This is a genomic window from Streptomyces sp. BoleA5, assembly GCF_000373665.1.
GTDB lineage: Bacteria > Actinomycetota > Actinomycetes > Streptomycetales > Streptomycetaceae > Actinacidiphila.
Map to the genome: position 1 here is coordinate 13,718 of NZ_KB892120.1, position 19,446 is coordinate 33,163.

At 71.4% G+C, this 19,446-nt stretch carries 19 protein-coding genes; 12 read left to right on the forward strand and 7 right to left on the reverse strand.

Going from position 1 to position 19,446, the window contains the following annotated elements; genetic code table 11:
- Positions 1-97: 97 nt before the first annotated feature.
- The 7 genes from ureA (at position 98) to B085_RS0128665 (ending at position 7,500) form a co-directional block, all read left to right on the forward strand.
- Positions 98-781, forward strand: coding sequence for an urease subunit gamma (gene ureA, locus B085_RS0128635; protein ID WP_018562044.1), 684 nt, complete (start codon positions 98-100; stop codon positions 779-781).
- Positions 778-2,466: an urease subunit alpha gene (locus tag B085_RS0128640; protein ID WP_018562045.1), complete on the forward strand. Its 1,689-nt coding sequence runs from the start codon at positions 778-780 to the stop codon at positions 2,464-2,466. The genes ureA and B085_RS0128640 overlap by 4 nt, the downstream gene beginning before the upstream one ends.
- 14 nt (positions 2,467-2,480) lie before the next feature.
- Entirely contained in the window at positions 2,481-3,524 is a 1,044-nt protein-coding gene (locus B085_RS0128645; RefSeq protein ID WP_018562046.1) for an agmatine deiminase family protein, read from the forward strand.
- Between the two features lie 22 nt (positions 3,525-3,546).
- A complete protein-coding gene (locus B085_RS0128650) occupies positions 3,547-4,161 on the forward strand; it encodes a TetR/AcrR family transcriptional regulator (protein WP_018562047.1) in 615 nt (204 codons plus the stop codon).
- Between the two features lie 375 nt (positions 4,162-4,536).
- On the forward strand, positions 4,537-6,141 hold the full coding sequence (gene cimA, locus B085_RS0128655; RefSeq protein WP_018562048.1) for a citramalate synthase: 1,605 nt from the start codon (positions 4,537-4,539) through the stop codon (positions 6,139-6,141).
- Between the two features lie 398 nt (positions 6,142-6,539).
- Positions 6,540-6,854, forward strand: coding sequence for a hypothetical protein (locus B085_RS0128660; RefSeq protein WP_018562049.1), 315 nt, complete (start codon positions 6,540-6,542; stop codon positions 6,852-6,854).
- 139 nt (positions 6,855-6,993) lie between these two features.
- Positions 6,994-7,500 carry a hypothetical protein gene (locus B085_RS0128665; RefSeq protein ID WP_018562050.1) on the forward strand — a complete coding sequence of 169 codons (507 nt, stop codon included), beginning with the start codon at positions 6,994-6,996 and terminating at the stop codon, positions 7,498-7,500.
- Between the two features lie 70 nt (positions 7,501-7,570).
- On the opposite strand, the gene B085_RS0128670 is transcribed toward B085_RS0128665, so the two are convergent.
- Positions 7,571-8,404 (reverse strand): MOSC domain-containing protein, encoded by an 834-nt coding sequence (locus B085_RS0128670; protein WP_018562051.1) that lies wholly within the window; start codon positions 8,402-8,404, stop codon positions 7,571-7,573.
- A gap of 69 nt (positions 8,405-8,473) precedes the next feature.
- Here B085_RS0128670 and B085_RS0128675 point away from each other — a divergent pair, with 69 nt between their 5' ends.
- The 5 genes from B085_RS0128675 (at position 8,474) to B085_RS0128695 (ending at position 13,017) form a co-directional block, all read left to right on the forward strand.
- Entirely contained in the window at positions 8,474-8,953 is a 480-nt protein-coding gene (locus tag B085_RS0128675; RefSeq protein WP_018562052.1) for a GNAT family N-acetyltransferase, read from the forward strand.
- A gap of 93 nt (positions 8,954-9,046) precedes the next feature.
- Positions 9,047-10,123, forward strand: a complete 1,077-nt coding sequence (locus tag B085_RS0128680) for an HpcH/HpaI aldolase/citrate lyase family protein (protein WP_018562053.1) — start codon at positions 9,047-9,049, stop codon at positions 10,121-10,123.
- Positions 10,120-10,992: an HpcH/HpaI aldolase/citrate lyase family protein gene (locus tag B085_RS0128685; protein ID WP_018562054.1), complete on the forward strand. Its 873-nt coding sequence runs from the start codon at positions 10,120-10,122 to the stop codon at positions 10,990-10,992. Before B085_RS0128680 ends, B085_RS0128685 begins: the two co-directional genes overlap by 4 nt.
- 167 nt (positions 10,993-11,159) lie before the next feature.
- Positions 11,160-12,782, forward strand: coding sequence for an acyl-CoA carboxylase subunit beta (locus B085_RS0128690; protein WP_026251541.1), 1,623 nt, complete (start codon positions 11,160-11,162; stop codon positions 12,780-12,782).
- Between the two features lie 16 nt (positions 12,783-12,798).
- Positions 12,799-13,017: an acyl-CoA carboxylase epsilon subunit gene (locus B085_RS0128695; protein ID WP_018562056.1), complete on the forward strand. Its 219-nt coding sequence runs from the start codon at positions 12,799-12,801 to the stop codon at positions 13,015-13,017.
- Positions 13,018-13,203: 186 nt separating this feature from the next.
- Here the strand turns inward: B085_RS0128695 and B085_RS0128700 are convergent, their stop codons facing one another.
- From B085_RS0128700 to B085_RS0128725, 6 genes are all read right to left on the reverse strand, one after another.
- Positions 13,204-13,782 carry a GTP-binding protein gene (locus B085_RS0128700; RefSeq protein WP_078620108.1) on the reverse strand — a complete coding sequence of 193 codons (579 nt, stop codon included), beginning with the start codon at positions 13,780-13,782 and terminating at the stop codon, positions 13,204-13,206.
- Complete coding sequence (locus B085_RS47455; protein ID WP_078620109.1) at positions 13,763-14,329, reverse strand: DUF742 domain-containing protein; 567 nt, start codon at positions 14,327-14,329, stop codon at positions 13,763-13,765. The genes B085_RS0128700 and B085_RS47455 overlap by 20 nt, the downstream gene beginning before the upstream one ends.
- Positions 14,330-14,400: 71 nt before the next feature.
- Positions 14,401-14,814 (reverse strand): roadblock/LC7 domain-containing protein, encoded by a 414-nt coding sequence (locus B085_RS0128710; RefSeq protein ID WP_018562059.1) that lies wholly within the window; start codon positions 14,812-14,814, stop codon positions 14,401-14,403.
- 9 nt (positions 14,815-14,823) lie between these two features.
- The gene (locus tag B085_RS0128715) at positions 14,824-17,928 is read right to left on the reverse strand and encodes a nitrate- and nitrite sensing domain-containing protein (RefSeq protein ID WP_018562060.1); all 3,105 of its coding nucleotides are present in this window, start codon (positions 17,926-17,928) and stop codon (positions 14,824-14,826) included.
- A gap of 462 nt (positions 17,929-18,390) precedes the next feature.
- Positions 18,391-18,999: a GTP-binding protein gene (locus tag B085_RS0128720; protein WP_078620110.1), complete on the reverse strand. Its 609-nt coding sequence runs from the start codon at positions 18,997-18,999 to the stop codon at positions 18,391-18,393.
- Positions 18,980-19,387 carry a DUF742 domain-containing protein gene (locus B085_RS0128725; protein WP_018562062.1) on the reverse strand — a complete coding sequence of 136 codons (408 nt, stop codon included), beginning with the start codon at positions 19,385-19,387 and terminating at the stop codon, positions 18,980-18,982. The genes B085_RS0128720 and B085_RS0128725 overlap by 20 nt, the downstream gene beginning before the upstream one ends.
- Between the last annotated feature and the right edge of the window lie 59 nt (positions 19,388-19,446).

Sequence of the window (19,446 nt, forward strand, 5' to 3'; positions counted from 1 at the left end):
ACATCCTGACCAATACTTCCCCGGGGTGGCTTTCAGGTTTAGAGTGTTGCTCTAATCAGTGCCCGATGTGGGAGGTCGACGTGGGAGGTGCGCAGGCGTGAGGCTCACCCCGACCGAGCGCGACCGGCTGCTGCTGTTCGGCGCGGCGGAGCTGGCCCGGGCCCGCCGGGCGCGCGGGCTGCGGCTCAACGTGCCCGAGGCCACCGCACTGATCGCCGACGCGGTCTGCGAGGCCGCGCGGGACGGCGCGCGCCTCGCGGAGGCCGTCGAGGCCGGCCGTGCCGTGCTCGGGCCCGCGGACGTACTGCCCGGCGTGGCGGACGTCGTCACCGAGGTCCACGTGGAGGCCGTCTTCGACGACGGCTCGCGGCTGGCCGTCGTCACCGACCCGATCGGCGGGGGCTCGCTGGGGTCGCAGGCCCCCGGCGCCGTGCTGCCCGGACCGGCTCGGCCCGAGCGGTCCCCGGAAGCGCTGGTGGCCGTGCGCAACACCGCCTCCGTACCGGTCAGCGTGACCTCGCACTTCCACTTCTTCGAGGCCAACCCCCGGCTGGACTTCGACCGTTCGGCCGCGTACGGCATGCGGCTGCACGTCCCGGCCGGCTCGTCCGTGCGCTTCGGCCCGGGGGAGGAGCGGGAGGTCGGGCTCGTCCCGATCGGTGGCGACCGCGTGGTGGTCGGTTTCGCCGGGCTCGTCGACGGACCGCTCGACGCGCCCGGCGCGAAGGCGGAGGCGCTGCGGCGGGCCGCCGCCTGCGGATACCTGGGAGCGCGGCGATGAGCATCGACCCCCACGAGTACGCCGCCGTGCACGGACCGCGCGCCGGGGACCGGGTCAGGCTGGGCGACTCGGGCCTGGTGGTCCGCGTCGAGTCGGACTCCCAGCGGCCCGGGGACGAGTTCCTCGCCGGGTTCGGCAAGACCGCCCGCGACGGACTGGCGCTCAAGGCCGCCGCCGTCCGCGAGACCTGCGACGTGGTGATCAGCAACGTACTGGTCATCGACGCGGCCGTCGGCATCCGCAAGGTGTCCGTCGGCATCCGAGAGGGCCGCATCCACGCCATCGGCCGGGCGGGCAACCCCGACACCCTCGGCGGGGTCGACGTCGTGGTCGGCACGGGCACCTCCATCGTGTCCGGCGAGGGGCTGATCGCCACCGCCGGAGCCGTGGACACCCATGTCCACCTGCTGTCGCCGCGCATCATGGAGGCCTCGCTCGCCTCCGGGGTCACGACGATCATCGGCCAGGAGTTCGGGCCCGTCTGGGGCGTCGGCGTCAACTCGCCCTGGGCGCTGCGCCACGCGTTCAACGCCTTCGACGCCTGGCCCGTCAACATCGGCTTCCTCGGGCGAGGTTCGTCCTCCGACCCGGCGCCGCTGGTCGAGGCGCTCGCCGAGGGCGGAGCGTGCGGCTTCAAGGTCCACGAGGACATGGGCGCCCACAGCCGCGCCCTGGACACCGCGCTGCGCGTCGCCGAGGAGTACGACGTCCAGGTCGCCCTGCACAGCGACGGCCTGAACGAGTGCCTGTCCGTGGAGGACACCCTGCGGGTGCTGGAGGGCCGCACGATCCACGCCTTCCACATCGAGGGCTGCGGCGGCGGGCACGTCCCCAACGTGCTGAAGATGGCGGGCGTGCCCAACGTCATCGGCTCCTCCACCAACCCCACCCTGCCCTTCGGCCGGGACGCGGTCGGCGAGCACTACGGGATGATCGTCTCCGTCCACGACCTCAAGCCCGACCTGCCGGGCGACGCGGCCATGGCCCGCGACCGCATCCGCGCCGGCACGATGGGCGCCGAGGACGTACTGCACGACCTGGGCGCGATCGGCATCACCTCCTCCGACGCCCAGGGCATGGGCCGCGCCGGCGAGACCGTGCGCCGCACCTTCGCGTTGGCCGGGAAGATGAAGGCCGAGCGCGGTCCGCTGGAAGGGGACGGCCCGGACGACGACAACGTCCGCGTGCTGCGCTACGTCGCCAAGCTCACCCTCAACCCGGCGATCGCCCACGGCCTCGCCCACGAGATCGGCTCGATCGAGGTCGGCAAGCTCGCCGACATCGTGCTCTGGCGGCCGCAGTACTTCGGCGCCAAGCCGCAGATGGTGCTCAAGTCCGGCTTCCCCGCGTACGGGGTCACCGGCGATCCCAACGCCGCCACCGACACCTGCGAACCGCTCGTCCTCGGCCCGCTGTTCGGGGCCCACGGCGCCACCGCCGCCGACCTGTCCGTGGCGTTCGTGGCCCGCCCCGCACTGGAGCTGGAGCACGACCGGATGCCCACCCGGCGCCGCCGGGTCGCCGTGCGCGGCACCCGCGGCATCGGTCCGGCCGACCTCGTCCTCAACTCCCGTACCGGGCAGGTGGACGTGGACGGTACGACGGGCCTGGTGACCCTCGACGGCGACCCGCTGCGCTCCGAGCCCGCGGAGCAGGTGTCGCTCAGCCGTCTCTACTTCTTGTGACGAGGACCAGCGCCATGCCCAGCACCCCCGCCGCCGACGGCTACACCATGCCGCCCGAGTGGGCCCCGCACACCCGCACCTGGATGGCGTGGCCGTCGCCGAGCGTCACCTTCGACGGCGCGGACGACCTCGCCGAGTCCCGCGCCGCCTGGGCCGAGGTGGCCCTGACGGTGGCCCGCTTCGAGCCCGTGACCGTCGTGGCCCGGCCCGAGGACACGGCGGGCGCCCGGGAGCTGCTCGGCTCCGGCGGCGCGGACGTCATGGTCGCCGGGGCGCCGCTGGACGACGCCTGGATGCGTGACACGGGCCCGACCTTCCTGACCGGCGGCGGGCGCCTCGCGGCCGCCGACTGGGCGTTCAACGGCTGGGGCGCCCAGGAATGGGCGGCCTGGGGGCACGACGCGGAGATCGGCGCCTTCGTCGCCGGGCGGGCCGGCGCCGCCCGCTACGCCACCTCCTTCGTCAACGAGGGCGGCGGCATCCATGTCGACGGCGAGGGCACCGTGCTGCTCACGGAGACCGTGCAACTCGACCCGGGCCGCAACCCGGGCTGGACGAGGGAGCGGGCGGAGGCCGAGGTCCACGCCTTCCTCGGCACCCGCAAGGCGATCTGGCTGCCCCGCGGTCTCACCGCGGACTACGGGCGCTTCGGCACCCGCGGGCACGTCGACATCGTGGCGGCCTTCGTCCGTCCCGGCGTGGTCGTCGTCCACAGCCAGCAGGACCCGGCCCACCCCGACCACGCCGTCTCCCGGGAGGTCGCGTCCCTGCTGCGGGCCGCCACCGACGCCCGGGGCCGGCCGCTGGAGGTCGTGGAACTGCCCGCGCCGCAGGTCCGGGAGGTGGACGGCGAGCTGGTCGACTACTCCTACGTCAACCACTACCTCTGCAACGGCGCCGTGGTGCTGTGCGCCTTCGACGACCCCGCCGACGAGGTCAACAAGGCCGTCTTCGAGCGGCTCCTCCCGGAGCGGGAGGTCGTGCTGGTGGACGCTCGTACGATCTTCGCCCACGGTGGTGGTATTCATTGCGTGACCCAGCAGCAGCCCCAGGTGTGACCCCACCGCCTCCGGAGGAACAGTGACCGGACCCGCCCGCCCGCGGCGGCGGCTCAAGCAGCCGCGCGAGGACGTGATGGCCGCCGCCATGGCGACCATCGCCGAGCGCGGGCTGGCCGAGCTGACCATCGCGGGCCTCGGCCGGCAGGTCGGCATGAGCAGCGGCCACGTCCTCTACTACTTCGGCAGCAAGGAGGAGCTGCTGCTGCAGACCCTCGAATGGAGCGAGGCGCAGCTCGCCGCCGAGCGCCGGCGGGTGCTGGGCGGCCCCGCAGCCCCCCGGGAACGGCTCGACGCCGTGATCGACCTCTACCTTCCCGACGGGCGCCGCGACCCGCGCTGGACGCTCTGGTCCGAGATCTGGAACAGGACGACGGCCGCCGAGGACGTGCTGCGCCGCCAGCTGGATCTCGAACTGGTCTGGCACCGCGACCTGGTCGCCCTGCTCGCCGAGGGCATCTCGCGCGGCGACTTCCGGCCCCTGGACCCCGAGCGCTTCACCGTACGGCTGCGGGCGCTGCTGGACGGGTTCGGGGTGCCCCTGGTCATCGGGCTGCCGGGGACGGACCGCGGGCAGACCCTGGAGCACGTCAAGGAGTTCCTGGACGACGCCCTCACCCCGGCCCCCGCGGGCTGAGGGAAGGTTCACGGCCGGGGCGGCGCGGCCGCCCGGGGTCCGGCCGGACGCGGCCGTTCCGGCCCGCAGCCGACCGGGTGCCCGCATCCTGAGACCGTGTCCCACGTCCGCGGGTCCTGTGGCAGACTGCCGATGTGTCCTCGTTCGCCATGATTATCGGCAGCAGGCGCGCCGGTCCTCAGTGATCGCCGTACCGCAGACCATCGCGGAGGCGACCACCGTGTCCCAGACCCGCGCGCAGACCTCTCGCACCCGCGAGGGGTTTTTTCGTTTCCCGGCCCACCCGCGCCGGAGGCGGCGCAGCGCGAGGGATGATGGGGGCAAGTGGAGCCCGGTCTTCCGGAACCACTCACCCGACAGGAGTTGGAACGAACCATGACGGCCGTACTGGACGACAGCTTCCACGTCTTCGACACCACGCTGCGCGACGGCGCGCAGCGCGAGGGCATCAACCTCACCGTCGCCGACAAGCTGACGATCGCCCGGCACCTGGACGACTTCGGGGTGGGCTTCATCGAGGGCGGCTGGCCCGGCGCCAACCCGCGTGACACCGAGTTCTTCGCCCGTGCCGCCGCGGAGCTGGACCTGCGGCACGCCCAGTTGGTGGCGTTCGGCGCCACGCGCCGCGCCGGCGGTAACGCCGCAGAGGACCCGCAGGTCAGGGCGCTGCTGGAGTCGGGAGCCCCGGTGATCACGTTGGTCGCCAAGTCCCATGACCGGCATGTCGAGCTGGCCCTGCGCACCACGCTCGAGGAGAACCTGGAGATGGTCCGGGACACCGTCTCCCACCTGCGTTCCCAGGGACGCCGGGTCTTCGTCGACTGCGAGCACTTCTTCGACGGCTACAAGGCAAACCCGGGGTACGCCAAGGAGGTCGTGCGCGCCGCCCACGAGGCCGGCGCGGACGTCGTCGTGCTGTGCGACACCAACGGCGGGATGCTCCCCGCCCAGATCACCGCCGTCGTCCGCACCGTGCTCGCCGACACCGGTGCCCGCCTGGGGATCCACGCCCAGGACGACACCGGCTGCGCCGTCGCCAACACCCTCGCCGCCGTCGACGCGGGTGCCACCCACGTCCAGTGCACCGCCAACGGCTACGGCGAGCGGGTCGGCAACGCCAACCTCTTCCCGGTCGTGGCGGCGCTGGAGCTCAAGTACGGCCGCAAGGTCCTGCCCGCCGGTTCGCTGGCCGAGATGACCCGCATCTCGCACGCCATCGCCGAGGTCGTCAACCTCACGCCCTCCACCCACCAGCCCTACGTGGGAATCTCGGCCTTCGCCCACAAGGCGGGGCTGCACGCCTCGGCGATCAAGGTCGACCCCGACCTCTACCAGCACATCGACCCGGAACTCGTCGGCAACACCATGCGCATGCTGGTCTCCGACATGGCCGGCCGTGCCTCGGTGGAGCTCAAGGGCAAGGAGCTCGGCATCGACCTCGGCGACGACCGCGAGCTGGTCGGCCGCGTCGTGGAGCGCGTCAAGGAGCGCGAACTCGCGGGCTACACCTACGAGGCCGCCGACGCCTCCTTCGAACTCCTGCTGCGCGAGGAGGTGGAGGGCAGGCCGCTGCACTACTTCCGGGTCGAGTCCTGGCGCGCCATCGTCGAGGACCGCCCCGACGGCACGCACGCCAACGAGGCGACGGTCAAGGTGTGGGCCGACGGCCAGCGCATCGTCGCCACCGCCGAGGGCAACGGCCCGGTCAACGCGCTGGACCGCGCGCTGCGCGTCGCGCTGGAGCGGACCTACCCGCAGCTGGCGAAGCTGGAGTTGGTGGACTACAAGGTCCGCATCCTGGAGGGCAAGCACGGCACGGAGTCCATCACCCGGGTGCTGGTCTCCACCTCCGACGGCAGCTGCGAATGGTCCACCGTCGGCGTCGGCGAGAACGTCATCGCCGCCTCCTGGCAGGCACTGGAGGACGCCTACGCGTACGGCCTGCTGCGCGCCGGCGTGGAGCCGCGCGCGAACGACTGAGGGGCCCGACGCGGCGGACGCGGCGTGATCACCCGCGTCCGCCGCCCCGGAAGGGCGTCGGTCACGCGACACGGCTGCCGCGCCGAAACAATTGCCATGGGCACCGGAATTCACGCCGGGTAATTCCGGGTGATTGGCGCTTCCAAGAAGAGCGAGTGTCCATGAGTGGACACCCGGCGCCCGGGTCGTTACGGTCGAATTGTCGGCGTCATCGACATGGGATGACTTGATCCGCAGGTCAGATGGCGTGCGCAGCCGGAATCGACCGGCTGTCGTGGTGCCCGGCGCACCGCATTGCAGATTTCGCTCTCCAGGCCCGCTCCGCATGTGTTCCATGCGCCCCCGGCCGGGTCGAGCGCACCGTCCGCGCGTACCAGATTCCAGGGAAGAAGAAATTCATGCGCGCCAAGCGAAGCATCGCATTGCTGGCCAGCCCCCTCGTCGCGGCCGCGGCGCTGGCGTTCTCGTCGGCGGTCCCGGCAACGGCGTCCGCGGACGCGTCGCACCACGCGACGGCGTCCGCGCAGCAGGCTCCCACCAAGGACGACCCGAAGTACCAGCAGGGTTACAACGCCGGGCTCCTCGACGGACGCTTCGACGGAAAGTCCTGCTCTTACTACGACTCCTACAGCCCGGAGACGACGAACGCGAAGTACAAGTCGGGCTACTCCAGCGGCTACAACGTCGGCTACAACGCCAAGTGCGACCACTAGCGCCCCGCGGGATCCGCGCGCGTGCGCCCCAACTGGCGCGCATACGCGCGTAGAACACCGGGCACACTCCTCCTGCCCCACCTGCTCCACCTGCACCGCCGCCCCACCGGAAGCACGGTCCCCAGCAGGAGGAATCCCCATGAAGTTCCGCTCCGTCCTGAGCGCGCTCGTCCTCGCGCTCGGGGTGCTGTTCGCCCCCGGCGTCGGTCTCGCCGCGTCCCACGACGCCTACGCCGTCACGAAGCTGACGCACGCCCAGGCCACGACGATGTTCCGCAACGCCGGGATCACCTGGTCCTCGTCAGGCGGCTGCTCCAACCGCAACAACGCGACATGCACGTCCTTCGACCAGCTCAACCTGGCCACCGCCCAGGGCGCGGTGACCCTGAAGGGCGCGACCGGCTGCGCCCTGAACATCACCGGCGGCACCGAGACCGGCCACGCGAGCGGCACCTACTCGCACTGGAACGGCTACAAGCTCGACTACGGCAAGAACAGCTGCGTCACCAACTACATCCACAGCGCCTTCACCTACATCGGCCTGCGCGGTGACGGCGCCCCCCAGTACCGCTCCGGCTCGGGCAACATCTACGCCGACGAGGGCAACCACTGGGACGTCCTGTACTACAACTGCGGCGGCTGCTGAGCCGTGCCGGGCGAGCCGCCCGCGGCACGGTCCCGGCCGTGCCGCGGGCGGTCCCGCACCCTGACGACGCTCACGCCCAGGCCCGGACCTCCACCGGGTCGCCCACCGCGATCGCGCCGGGCCGGAGCACCGCCGCCTTCATCGCGAAGCTCACCTTGTTGCCGTACTCCGGCTCCCGCCGGTAGCCGGCCAGGGTGCGCACCGGCTCGGGCCCGGCGGTACGGCCGGTCGCCTGGTCGACCAGCGGTACGGAGCAGCGCATCGCGCGCACGGAGTAGCCGAGGCGGGCGGTGCCGACGTCCATGAGCCGCACCCGGTCCTCGGTGTGCGGCTCGCTCCAGCCGGCGACCACGATGTTGGGGCGGAAGCGGTCCACGGGCACGGGCGTGCCGCCGCGTTCGGCGATGCGCCGGTTGAGGTCGTCGAGCGAGGCCAGCGAGGCCACGGAAAGGGCGTGCGCGTCGGCGAAGTTGACCTTGCCCGGGTGCTCGCCCCAGCCGTCCCGGTCGAAGCCGGGACGGACCCGCACCAGGCGCGAGGGCGCACCCAGCGCCTCGGAGAACCAGCGCGCGGCCTCCTCGCCCTGGTCCACGGCCGGCCCCAGCGGCCGGTCGAACAGGACGACCTCGCGCGGCGGCCCCGCGTACGCCACTTCCAGCGTCAGTTCCCCGGCCCCGGGCGCCGACAGCGCCAGGTGCTTGCCGTCGTCGGTGACGTCCGCGCGCACGACCGCCATCCGCGGGAGCGTCCGCTGGCTGCGGAAGGATCCGTCGGCCGCGTCGACCACCATGAACGTACGGTCGTGGACCAGACCGGTCGCGGTGACGGCCGAGCCGGCCAGGGGCACGCCGGCGCAGCCCTTGACGGGGTAGCAGGTCAGCGAGTGCACGGTAGCGGCGGTCATGGGGCTGGTCCTTCCCGGGGTGGAGAAACCCATTCGATCACGCTCCCGTGCCCGGAGTAGGGTCATCGCGTGACCGACGACACGACACCGCGGATCCGACCCGCGCGGGCCGCGGACGCGGATGCCGTCACCGCGGTCTTCCTGGCCTCCCGGCAGGCCGCCATGCCCTGGCTGCCCCGACTGCACAGCGACGAGGAGACCCGGTGGTGGGTCGCGAACATCGTCCTGGAGCAGTGCAGGGTCTGGCTCGCGGAGGAGGCCGGGACCGGGGCCGCGCTCGGCTTCGCGGCACTCGGGGGCGACTGGCTGGAGCACCTCTACCTGCGGCCCGACGTGCGCCGGCGCGGGATCGGCACGCGACTGCTCGACGAGGTCGTGCGCCACCACCCGGACGGCCCACTGTCGTTGCACGTCTTCCGGCGCAACACCGCGGCACGCGCGTTCTACGAACGGCACGGCTTCCTGGCCGTCCCCGGCAGCGAGAGCACCGCGAACGAGGAGGGCGAGCCGGACCTGACCTACCGTCTGCCGCCGGCGGCCGACCGGTGACCAACGGCACACGTACCGACCAGTAACGCGAGGACCCCGCGGATCATAGGGTGAGCGCCGTACGCTCCCCACCCTCGAACCCTGGGAGACCGCATGCGTTCCGCGAAGGACTTCTTCCGACCGCTGGCCGTGGGGGCCCCGGCCCCCGTACGGGAAGTGCCGTTCCGGCCGTCGCGGATGATCCACTTCTTCGATCCGAGCAACGAGAAGATGGCGGCGAAGGTACCCACCATCGCCCCCACGGTGGACGTCCTGCTGGGCAATCTGGAGGACGCCGTCTCGGCCGACCGCAAGGAGGCCGCCCGTGCGGGGCTGGTCGCCACGGCCAAGGCCCACGACCTCGGCGGCACCCAGCTGTGGACCCGGATCAACAGCCTCGACTCGCCGTGGGCGCTGGACGACCTGCTGACCCTGGTCACCGAGATCGGCCACAAGCTCGACGTCGTGATGGTGCCCAAGGTCGAGGGCGCCGAGGACATCCACTACGTCGACCGGCTGCTGGCCCAGCTGGAGGCCAAGGCGGGCATCGGGCGGCCGATCCTCGTCCACGCGATCCTGGAGACCGCGACGGGCGTCGCGAACGTCGAGGAGATCGCCGGGGCCAGCCCCCGGATGCAGGGCATCTCCCTCGGCCCCGCCGACCTCGCGGCGAGCCGCCGCATGAAGACCACCCGCGTCGGCGGCGGTCACCCCGGGTACCTCGTGCGGGAGGACCCGAAGGATCCGGACCTGGAGCTGCCGCGGCTGACCTTCCAGCAGGACCTGTGGCACTACACGATCGCGCGCATGGTCGACGCCTGCGCCGCGCACGGGATCCTGCCGTACTACGGGCCCTTCGGCGACATCAAGGACACCACCGCCTGCGAGGACCAGTTCCGCAACGCCTTCCTGCTCGGCTGCGTCGGCGCGTGGAGCCTGCACCCGGTGCAGATCGACATCGCCAGGCGGGTCTTCTCCCCGGCGCCCGCCGACGTGGCCTGGGCGCGCAGGGTCATCGACGCCATGGGCGACGGCACCGGCGCCGTGATGATCGACGGCAAGATGCAGGACGACGCCACGGTCAAGCAGTGCCGCGTCGTCGTCGAGCTCGCGGAGGCGCTGGCCGACCGCGACCCGGAGCTGGCGCAGGCGTACGAGGCCGCGTTCAAGGAGCAGGAGCAGAACCGATGACCGACGCGATCCTGCGGCCGCGCCGCTCCGTCCTCTACATGCCCGGCGCGAACGAGCGCGCCCTGGAGAAGGCGAAGACCCTTCCCACCGACGCGCTCATCCTCGACCTGGAGGACTCCGTCGCGCCGGACGCCAAGCCCGAGGCCCGCAAGAGGGTCGCCGCGGCCGCCGCCTCCGGCGAGTACGGGTACCGGGAGGTCACCATCCGGGTGAACTCGCCCGGTACGCCCTGGCACGAGGACGATCTGCGGGCCGCCGCCGAGGCGGGGCCGGACGCCGTGGTCGTCCCCAAGGTCGACTCGGCCGCGACGGTGCACGCCGTCGAGCGCGCCCTGGAGGCCGCGGGAGCCCCGGACCACACGGCCATCTGGGCGATGGTGGAGACCCCGCGCGCGATGCTGGACGCCCGTGCCGTCGCGGCGGCCTCCGAGCGGCTGCGCGTACTGGTCATGGGCACCAACGACCTCGCCAAGGAGCTGCACGCCGAGCACGTCCCGGGCCGGGCCCCGCTCCTCACCGGGCTCTCTCTCGCCCTTCTGGGTGCGCGCGAGGCCGGCAAGGTGATTTTGGACGGTGTCTACAACGACGTCACCGACGAGAGCGGCTTCGAGGCGGAGTGCGTCCAGGGCCGGCGGTTCGGCTTCGACGGGAAGACCCTGATCCACCCCCGGCAGGTGGAGGTCTGCAACAGGGTGTTCGCCCCGTCGCCGGAGGAGGCCGACAGGGCGCGGCGGATCATCGAGGCCTTCGAGGAGGCCGTGGCCGAGGGCCGGGGGGTGGTCACGGTGGACGGCCGGATGATCGAGAACCTCCATGTGGATGACGCCCGGCGTGTCCTTGCGCTGGCCGAGGCGGTGTCCGGAAGGTAGCGATCCCGTTGAGTCCGGGTGGACGACCGCTACAAAGAAAAGGTCCCGCACGTGCCGTGCGGGGCCTTTCTTGTGTTGGTTCTGTCCAGATGCTCCATGAAGCGGGTCCGGACACTGTACGAAGTCGACGCCGATTTTGACGGCCCTCCGCTCGTATGGTCGATGGCATGAGCGTTTTGGACGAGGTGCCGACCCAGCCCGCCGAGGCCGAAGAGGCCGAAGAGGCCGCGCAGCCGGCGAATGACGCGCGCGGGCGCGTCGCGGAGCTGCACGCCATCCGCGAGCAGGTCCGGCTCGGCCCCAGCGAGAAGGCAACCCAGGCCCAGAAGGCCAAGGGCAAGCTGACCGCGCGTGAGCGCATCGAGCTGCTGCTCGACGAGGGCTCCTTCAACGAGGTGGAGCCGCTGCGCCGGCACCGCGCCAGCGGATTCGGCCTGGAGTCGAAGAAGCCCTACACCGACGGTGTCATCACCGGCTGGGGCACCGTCCACGGACGGACCGTCTTCGTGTACGCCCATGACTTCCGGATCTTCGGCGGCGCGCTGGGCGAGGCCCACGCCAGCAAGATCCACAAGATCATGGACATGGCCATCGCGGCCGGAGCCCCGCTGGTCTCGCTCAACGACGGTGCCGGCGCCCGCATCCAGGAGGGCGTCTCGGCGCTCGCCGGCTACGGCGGCATCTTCCAGCGCAACACCCGCGCCTCCGGTGTGATCCCGCAGATCTCCGTGATGCTCGGCCCCTGCGCCGGCGGCGCCGCGTACTCCCCGGCCCTGACCGACTTCGTGTTCATGGTCCGGGAGACCTCCCAGATGTTCATCACCGGCCCGGACGTCGTCCAGGCCGTCACCGGCGAGAAGATCTCCCAGAACGGGCTCGGCGGCGCCGACGTCCACTCCGAGGTCTCCGGTGTCTCGCACTTCGCGTACGACGACGAGCAGACCTGCCTGGAGGAGGTCCGCTACCTGCTGTCGATGCTGCCGCAGAACAACCGCGAGAACCCCCCGTCGGCCCCCGCCGCGGACCCGGCCGACCGGCGCTCCGACGTCCTGCTGGACATCGTCCCGGCCGACGGCAACCGCTCGTACGACATGCACCAGGTGATCGAGGAACTCGTCGACGACGGCGAGTACCTGGAGATCCACGAGCGCTGGGCGACCAACATCATCGTGGCCCTGGCCCGCCTCGACGGCCAGGTCGTCGGCATCATCGCCAACCAGCCCGCCTCCCTCGCCGGCGTCCTCGACATCGAGGCCAGCGAGAAGGCCGCGCGCTTCGTGCAGATGTGCGACGCCTTCAACATCCCGCTCATCACCCTTCTGGACGTCCCCGGCTTCCTGCCGGGCGTCGACCAGGAGCACGGTGGCATCATCCGGCACGGCGCCAAGCTGCTGTACGCGTACTGCAACGCGACCGTGCCGCGGATCTCGCTGATCCTGCGGAAGGCGTACGGAGGTGCCTACATCGTCATGGACAGCCAGTCGATCGGCGCCGACCTGACCTACGCCTGGCCGACCAACGAGATCGCCGTCATGGGCGCCGAAGGCGCCGCCAACGTGATCTTCCGCCGGCAGATCGCCGAGGCCGACGACCCCGACGCCATGCGCGCCCGCATGGTGAAGGAGTACAAGTCCGAGCTGATGCACCCCTACTACGCCGCCGAGCGCGGCCTGGTGGACGACGTGATCGACCCCGCCGAGACGCGCGAGGTCCTCATCCGCTCGCTCGCGATGCTGCGCACCAAGCACGCCGACCTGCCGTCCCGCAAGCACGGCAACCCGCCCCAGTAAGGGAGAGACGAACCCCGTGAGCACCCCTGCCGACAGCACCTCCGCCGCGCTCGTGCGCGTGGAGCGCGGCCACGCCAGCGACGAGGAGCTGGCCGCCCTCACCGCGGTCCTGCTCGCCCGCGCCGCGGCCCAGGGCCAGGACGCGACCGAGTACGTCAAGCCCCGCTCCACGGCCGGCTGGCGCCGCCTGGAGCGGCAGTCCGGCTTCAGCGCGCCGCACAGCTGGCGCAGCTGACCCTCCGGCTCCGCACGGCGGCGCGGCACCCCTCACGGGTGCCGCGCCGCCGTCGTCGTACCGGGGCACCTCGACGCGTCCAGGGCGGCCCGCAGCACGAGCGCGGCGCCGTCCGCGGCTCGGGCAACGCGAAGGCCCCGCACATCTCGTGCGGGGCCTTTCGCGTCGTGCAGGGAGCGGGTACCGCTACCGCAGCCGCGCCATCAGGGCGTGCTCGACGAGCGTGATGAGCGCGCTCTTCGCCTCGGCGCGGTGCCGGGCGTCGGTGATGATGATCGGCGCCTCGGGACCGATCTGGAGGGCCTCGCGGACCTCCTCCGGGGCGTACGGCTGGTGCCCGTCGAAGCCGTTGAGGGCGATGACGAACGGCAGGCCGCTGTTCTCGAAGTAGTCGACGGCCGGGAAGCAGTCGGCCAGCCGGCGGGTGTCCACCAGGACGACCGCGCCGATGGCGCCGCGCACCAGGTCGTCCCACATGAACCAGAAGCGGTCCTGGCCCGGCGTACCGAACAGGTAGAGGATCAGGTCCTCGTCGAGGGTGATACGGCCGAAGTCCATCGCCACCGTCGTGGTGGTCTTGTCCGGCGCGTGCGTCAGATCGTCGATCCCCGCGGAGGCGGAGGTCATCACGGCTTCGGTACGCAGCGGGTTGATCTCCGATACGGCACCGACGAACGTGGTCTTGCCCACGCCGAAGCCGCCCGCCACCACGATCTTCGCCGAGGTGGTTGAGCGAGCTGGACCGCTAGAGCTTGCGAAGTCCACTGAGCACCCTTTCGAGCAGTGTCACGTCTGGCTGTCCGCCCGAGGCATCGTCGCCACCGGGCTGGTGAATGGCGACGAGCCCGGCCTCCGCCAGGTCGGCGACGAGGATTCGGGCGACGCCGAGGGGGATGGAGAGGAGCGCGGAGATCTCCGCGACCGACTTGATCTCCCGGCAGAGGATGCAGATCCGCTGGTGCTCCGGCAACTGGCCCCGCAGCTGCGCCGGGTCGGCGGTCGTGCTGACCAGAGCCTCGATGGCGAGCTGGTAGCGCGGCCGGGTGCGGCCACCGGTCATGGCGTAGGGGCGTACCAGACCGGACGGCGTCCTGGCCCGCCCGGTCTGCGCTGTCCGAGGCGGTGGCGCCTGCGGGGGTTCGTACGGCTGGATCCTCGGCTGCCGGTGCGGCGGCATGGGGCCGGGACCGGGGTTTTCCCCGCCATGGGAGGGGGGTGGGTCCTGGCTTGGTGCCGAGGGGAAGTTGAACCGCTTGAGGGGCGGCTGCTGTTGGTGATTGCCGTACTGATCTCCGCCTGGGGGCGTTGCCACGGTTCCTCCTCCAGCTGGGTAGCGCGTCTGAAAACCCTACGGGTCCCCAGACGCGCCCGCATGCCTGTCAGTCAGTTGAGCAGGCTGCCCTGCAATTCCGCACGCAGATCGGGGGTGAGCACATTGCCCGCCCGGTCGACCAGCAGGGCCATCTCGTAGCCCACGAGGCCGATGTCGCACTCCGGGTGCGCCAGCACGGCCAGCGAGGAACCGTCCGAGACGGACATGATGAAGAGGAAGCCGCGCTCCATCTCCACGACGGTCTGGTTCACGTGGCCGCCCTCGAAGATGCGCGAGGCACCCGCGGTCAGCGAGGTCAGACCGGAGGCCACCGCGGCCAGCTGGTCCGCGCGGTCCCGCGGGAATCCTTCGGACATCGCCAGCAGCAGGCCGTCGGCAGAGACCACAACCGTATGGGAGACCCCTGGGGTCTGGTCCACGAAACTGGTGATCAACCAGTTCAGGTTCTGTGCCGCCTGGCTCATCGGACTCAACTAACGCTCCTGGTGCTTGGGGCCGAAGCCCTGGCCGTTCGTGTCAGTTCCCGCAGTGCGTCCCTGCTGGACACCGCGCCGGAGATTGCTCAGCCGGCCGCGGACGTCCTCGGGTGCACGGGAGACCATCGGTCCACCCTGCGGAGTCTGCTGGGCGGTGCCCGGGACCAGGTTGGCCTTGGGGACCCGCCGGGGCAGGCCGGAGGGGGTGACCCCGCCCGCCTTGGGCTTACGGGCCTGTTCGGCCCGCTGCCAGTTCTCGTCGTTCGTGGAGCGCCAGTCGGAGGACGACTCTCCGTCCGGCGCCGGTGCGGAGGGCGCCGGCTGCGCGGGGAAGGCGTCCGCCGACTGGGGTTCCGGCTGCGCCGGGGCCGCCGGGCCGGACTGCTGCCATCCGCGGTCGCGGCGCGGCAGGCCCGCGTCGGTCACCGAGGACTGCAGCGGGCCGGTGGTCGGGCCCGATTGGTCGAAGCCTACGCGCTCCGGCGCCCCGAAGGGGGCGGCTGCGCCGGAATCGGTCGCGGCCTGAGCGGGGAAGCCCTGCTGCGGGGCCGCCTGCGGCAGTTCGCCGCCGGGCGCCGGCGTCCACTGCTCCTGCGCGTAGCCGTTCTGCTGCTGCCAGCCGTCCTGGGCGTAGCCGTTCTGCGGAGCGGCGTACCCCTGCTCCGCGTAGGCGCCCTCGGTGTACGCCGGCTCCTGGAACCCGGTCTGCGCGTCGTAGCCGTGCTGCTCCGGGAACGGCTGGGCCTGCGGCTCCTGGTAGCCCTGCTCGGCGTAGCCGTTGGCCGGGAAGCCGTTGTCCTGGAAGGGAGTCTCCTGGAAGGCGGCCTCGGCGCCGGCCTCCTGGTAGCCGTCCTGGAAGGAGCCCTGCTCCTGCGCCTCCCCCTCGAAGGGCGGGCGCTCCCCGGTGCGGTCGCCGGCCGCGGCCTCGAGCTGGGCGCGGCGCTGGTCGCGCATGAGGGAGCGGCCGACCGGGTCGAGCGAGCGCGCGTCGTTCGGGACCTCGACGCGCTCGTAGCGCGAGTCGTCGAAGCCGAGTTCGGCGGCGGTCGGCCCATAGGCGTCGAACTGCGGGGTCTCGAGCTCCGGCACGATCCGGGAGACGGTGAAGTCGTCGTCCAGCGGCGTCTCCTCGCCGCCGCCACCGTGGGTGATCGGCTCGGGGAGCATGACCAGCGAGGTGGTGCCCGCCTGCTCGCCGGAGGGGCGGAGCTGGACGCGGATGCCGTGCCGGTCGGCCAGGCGGCCGACCACGAACAGGCCCATGCGCTTGGAGATCGAGGCGTCGACGATCGGCGGGTCGGCCAGCTTGTGGTTGATGTCCGCGAAGTCCTCGGCCGTGAGGCCGATGCCCTTGTCGTGGATCTCGACCATGACGCGGCCGTCCGGCAGCCGGGTCGCGGTGACGCGCACCTTGGTCTGCGGCGAGGAGAACGTGGTGGCGTTCTCCAGCAACTCGGCCAGCAGGTGCACGAGGTCGGTCACGGCGGTGCCGTGGATCTCGGTCTCCGGGATGCCGACCAGCTCGATACGGGCGTACGCCTCCACCTCGGAGGCCGCGGCGCGGAGCACGTCGACCAGCGGGACGGGCTGGTTCCAGCGGCGGCCGGGCTCCTCGCCGGCGAGGACCAGGAGGTTCTCGCCGTTGCGGCGCATACGGGTCGCCAGGTGGTCCAGCTTGAAGAGGTTCTCCAGCTGGTCCGGCTCCGCCTCGTTGTTCTCCAGGTCCGTGATCAGCGTCAGCTGGCGCTGGATGAGGCCCTGGTTGCGGCGGGAGAGGTTGGTGAAGATCGCGTTGACGTTGCCGCGGAGCAGGGCCTGCTCGGCGGCGAGCCGTACCGCCTCGCGGTGGATCTGGTCGAAGGCGCGGGCGACCTCGCCGATCTCGTCGTTCGAGGTGATCGGGATCGCCTGGACGCGGGTGTCGACCTTGCCCGGGTCGGTGCGGGAGAGCTGGTCGACCAGGCTGGGCAGGCGCTGCTCGGCGACCTCGAAGGCCGAGGTGCGCAGGCGGCGCATGCTGTTGCTCATGGAGCGGGCGACCATCGCGGCCACGATGAAGGCGATGATCAGCGCGATCAGCACGACGGCGGAGTTGACGATGGCGTCGATGCGGGCGCTGTCGGCGATGTCGCTCGAGTCGTTGTACGCCTGGTTGGCCAGGTGCTGCTCGACGTTCTTGTAGGCGTCGAAGGCGAGGGTGGACGCGCCGAACCAGCTCTCAGCGGTCACGCCCTGGCCCTTGAGCTGCTCAGGGTCCTGACCGGAGGCGATCAGCTTGATCATGTTCTCCAGGCTCGGCGGCGCCTTGAAGGGCTGACCGGCCTGCTTGGCCGCCTCGGCGGCCTGGGCGACCTGCTCCTTGCCCTTCTGCAGGGCCGCGGCCTGCTCGCTCTGCAGCCGCTGGTAGTCCGCGTCGGTGCCACCGCCCCGGTACTCCTCGAGGGCGACCTGCTGCAGGTAGGCGTACGAGGTGAAGGCGGTGAGCTGGAGCCGCAGCTCACCGTCGGCGAGCTTGCTGCGGTCCTCGACGAGGAGGTGGGTGCCTATGGAGCGGGTCAGCGACTCGGCGGCCTTCGACAGTTCGAGCGCGTAGAGGGTGCGGCCGTAGGAGGCGACGCTGTTGGTGCCGAAGCCGAGCTCGTTCGCCAGCTCCATCAGCGGGTGCTGGACCTCGACGTACTTCTCCTCGGTCTGCACGCCAGGGAGCTGCCGGGTGAAGGCCGTGTCGCGCAGCTTCGCCAGGACCTTCTCGCCCTCGCGGATGTTCGCCACGCGGCGCTGCAGCCGGTCGTTCACGGGCAGCTCGGTGACGGCCGCGTCGAACTTGGCGGCGGCCTGGTCGGTGGCCGCGCGGGTCGCGACGACGGTCTTGTTGTCGGCGTCGCCGGCCAGCAGCGGAACCACGCTGAGGTCGCGTTCGTTCAGGATGGCGTTGGCGTAGTCCACGGCGGCACGCACGGCGTTGGCGGTCCGCACCGCGTCGTCCGCGTCCTGCCAGGTCTTCACCGAGCTCTGCACCCGGAAGCCGCCGAAGACCAGGGCGACCAGCACCGGGATGAGGAGGATGACGTTCAGACGGGTGGCCACCCGCCAGTTGCGCATGGCGAAGCGGCTTCCCGCGCTCGCCGCCGGCTCGGGGGCAGGTGTGGCCTCGGGGGCGGTGGCCTGTGCCGTGCCGTACCGCGCAGGCGGGGTGAAATTGCCACGCGGGTGGTCCGCGGGACCCGGCTCTGCTCGCCTCGTGTTCCTCACTCGACCAACAACCTCTCGGCGACGGCGCGGGCGGCGCCGTTCCTACTCTCGGGTTTCGATGAATTCCAGCACGTCATGGGGGTGCTCCACAAACCTCCGGCGAGGACTGCGAAGCCATGATCACGGGCCGGTCAAAGGGGGCATAAGCGTAAAGCGGTGGCAATTCGCTGTGGGGATGTATGCGCAGTGAAGCCGACTGGGCGCGGGCGGTGTTCGGCTTGTTCCGATTCGCGGTCGAAACGTTATGAACAGAAGGACCGGCCATGTCAAAAGACACAGCCGGTCCTTTCGTGAAGTGGCAAGCTGGAAGGCTTACTTGAGACGAGCGAGCAACGCGTGTTCGACGAGCGTGATGAGCGCGCTCTTCGCCTCGGCGCGGTGCCGGGCGTCCGTGATGATGATGGGGGCGTCCGGGCCGATCTGCAGTGCTTCCCGGACTTCGTCCGGCGTGTACGGCTGGTGCCCGTCGAAGCCGTTGAGGGCGATGACGAACGGCAGGCCGCTGTTCTCGAAGTAGTCGACGGCCGGGAAGCAGTCGGCCAGCCGGCGGGTGTCGACCAGGACGACGGCGCCGATGGCGCCGCGGACCAGGTCGTCCCACATGAACCAGAAGCGGTCCTGGCCCGGCGTACCGAACAGGTACAGGATCAGGTCGTCGTCGAGCGTGATACGACCGAAGTCCATGGCCACGGTCGTCGTCGTCTTGTCGGCCACGTGCGTCAGATCGTCCACGCCCGCGGACGCCGAGGTCATCACGGCCTCCGTGCGGAGCGGGTTGATCTCCGAGACCGCTCCGACGAACGTGGTCTTGCCCACGCCGAAGCCACCCGCCACCACGATCTTCGCCGAGGTGGTGGACCGGGCCGCGGGCGGCGCACCGTACGCCGCCTGCTGCCCCGGCCTAGAGCTTGCGAAGTCCACTGAGCACCCTTTCGAGCAGTGTCACATCAGGCTGTCCGCCGGCCTCGCCGCTGCTCGGCTGGTGGATGGCGACCATACCGGCCTCAGCCAGGTCGGCCACCAGAATCCGGGCCACCCCCAGCGGGATCCCCAGCAGTGCGGAGATCTCGGCGACCGACTTGATCTCCATGCACAGGTGGCAGATGCGCTGGTGTTCGGGGAGTAGCCCCTGGAAGGCACTCGCGTCCGCGCTGGTGCTGACCAGCGCCTCGATGGCGAGCTGGTAGCGGGGCCGGGTGCGACCACCGGTCATGGCGTACGGCCGCACCAGCGGCTGGTCGCCTTCATCCCCGTACGGCGCATGGTGGGGCGCGCCGTACGGGCCGGGCGAGGCGGGCGGCGGGGTCATGAATGGTCCTCCGGGTAAGAACGGACGCGTGTCGCGAGTAGTCATGGGGCGTGCATTCG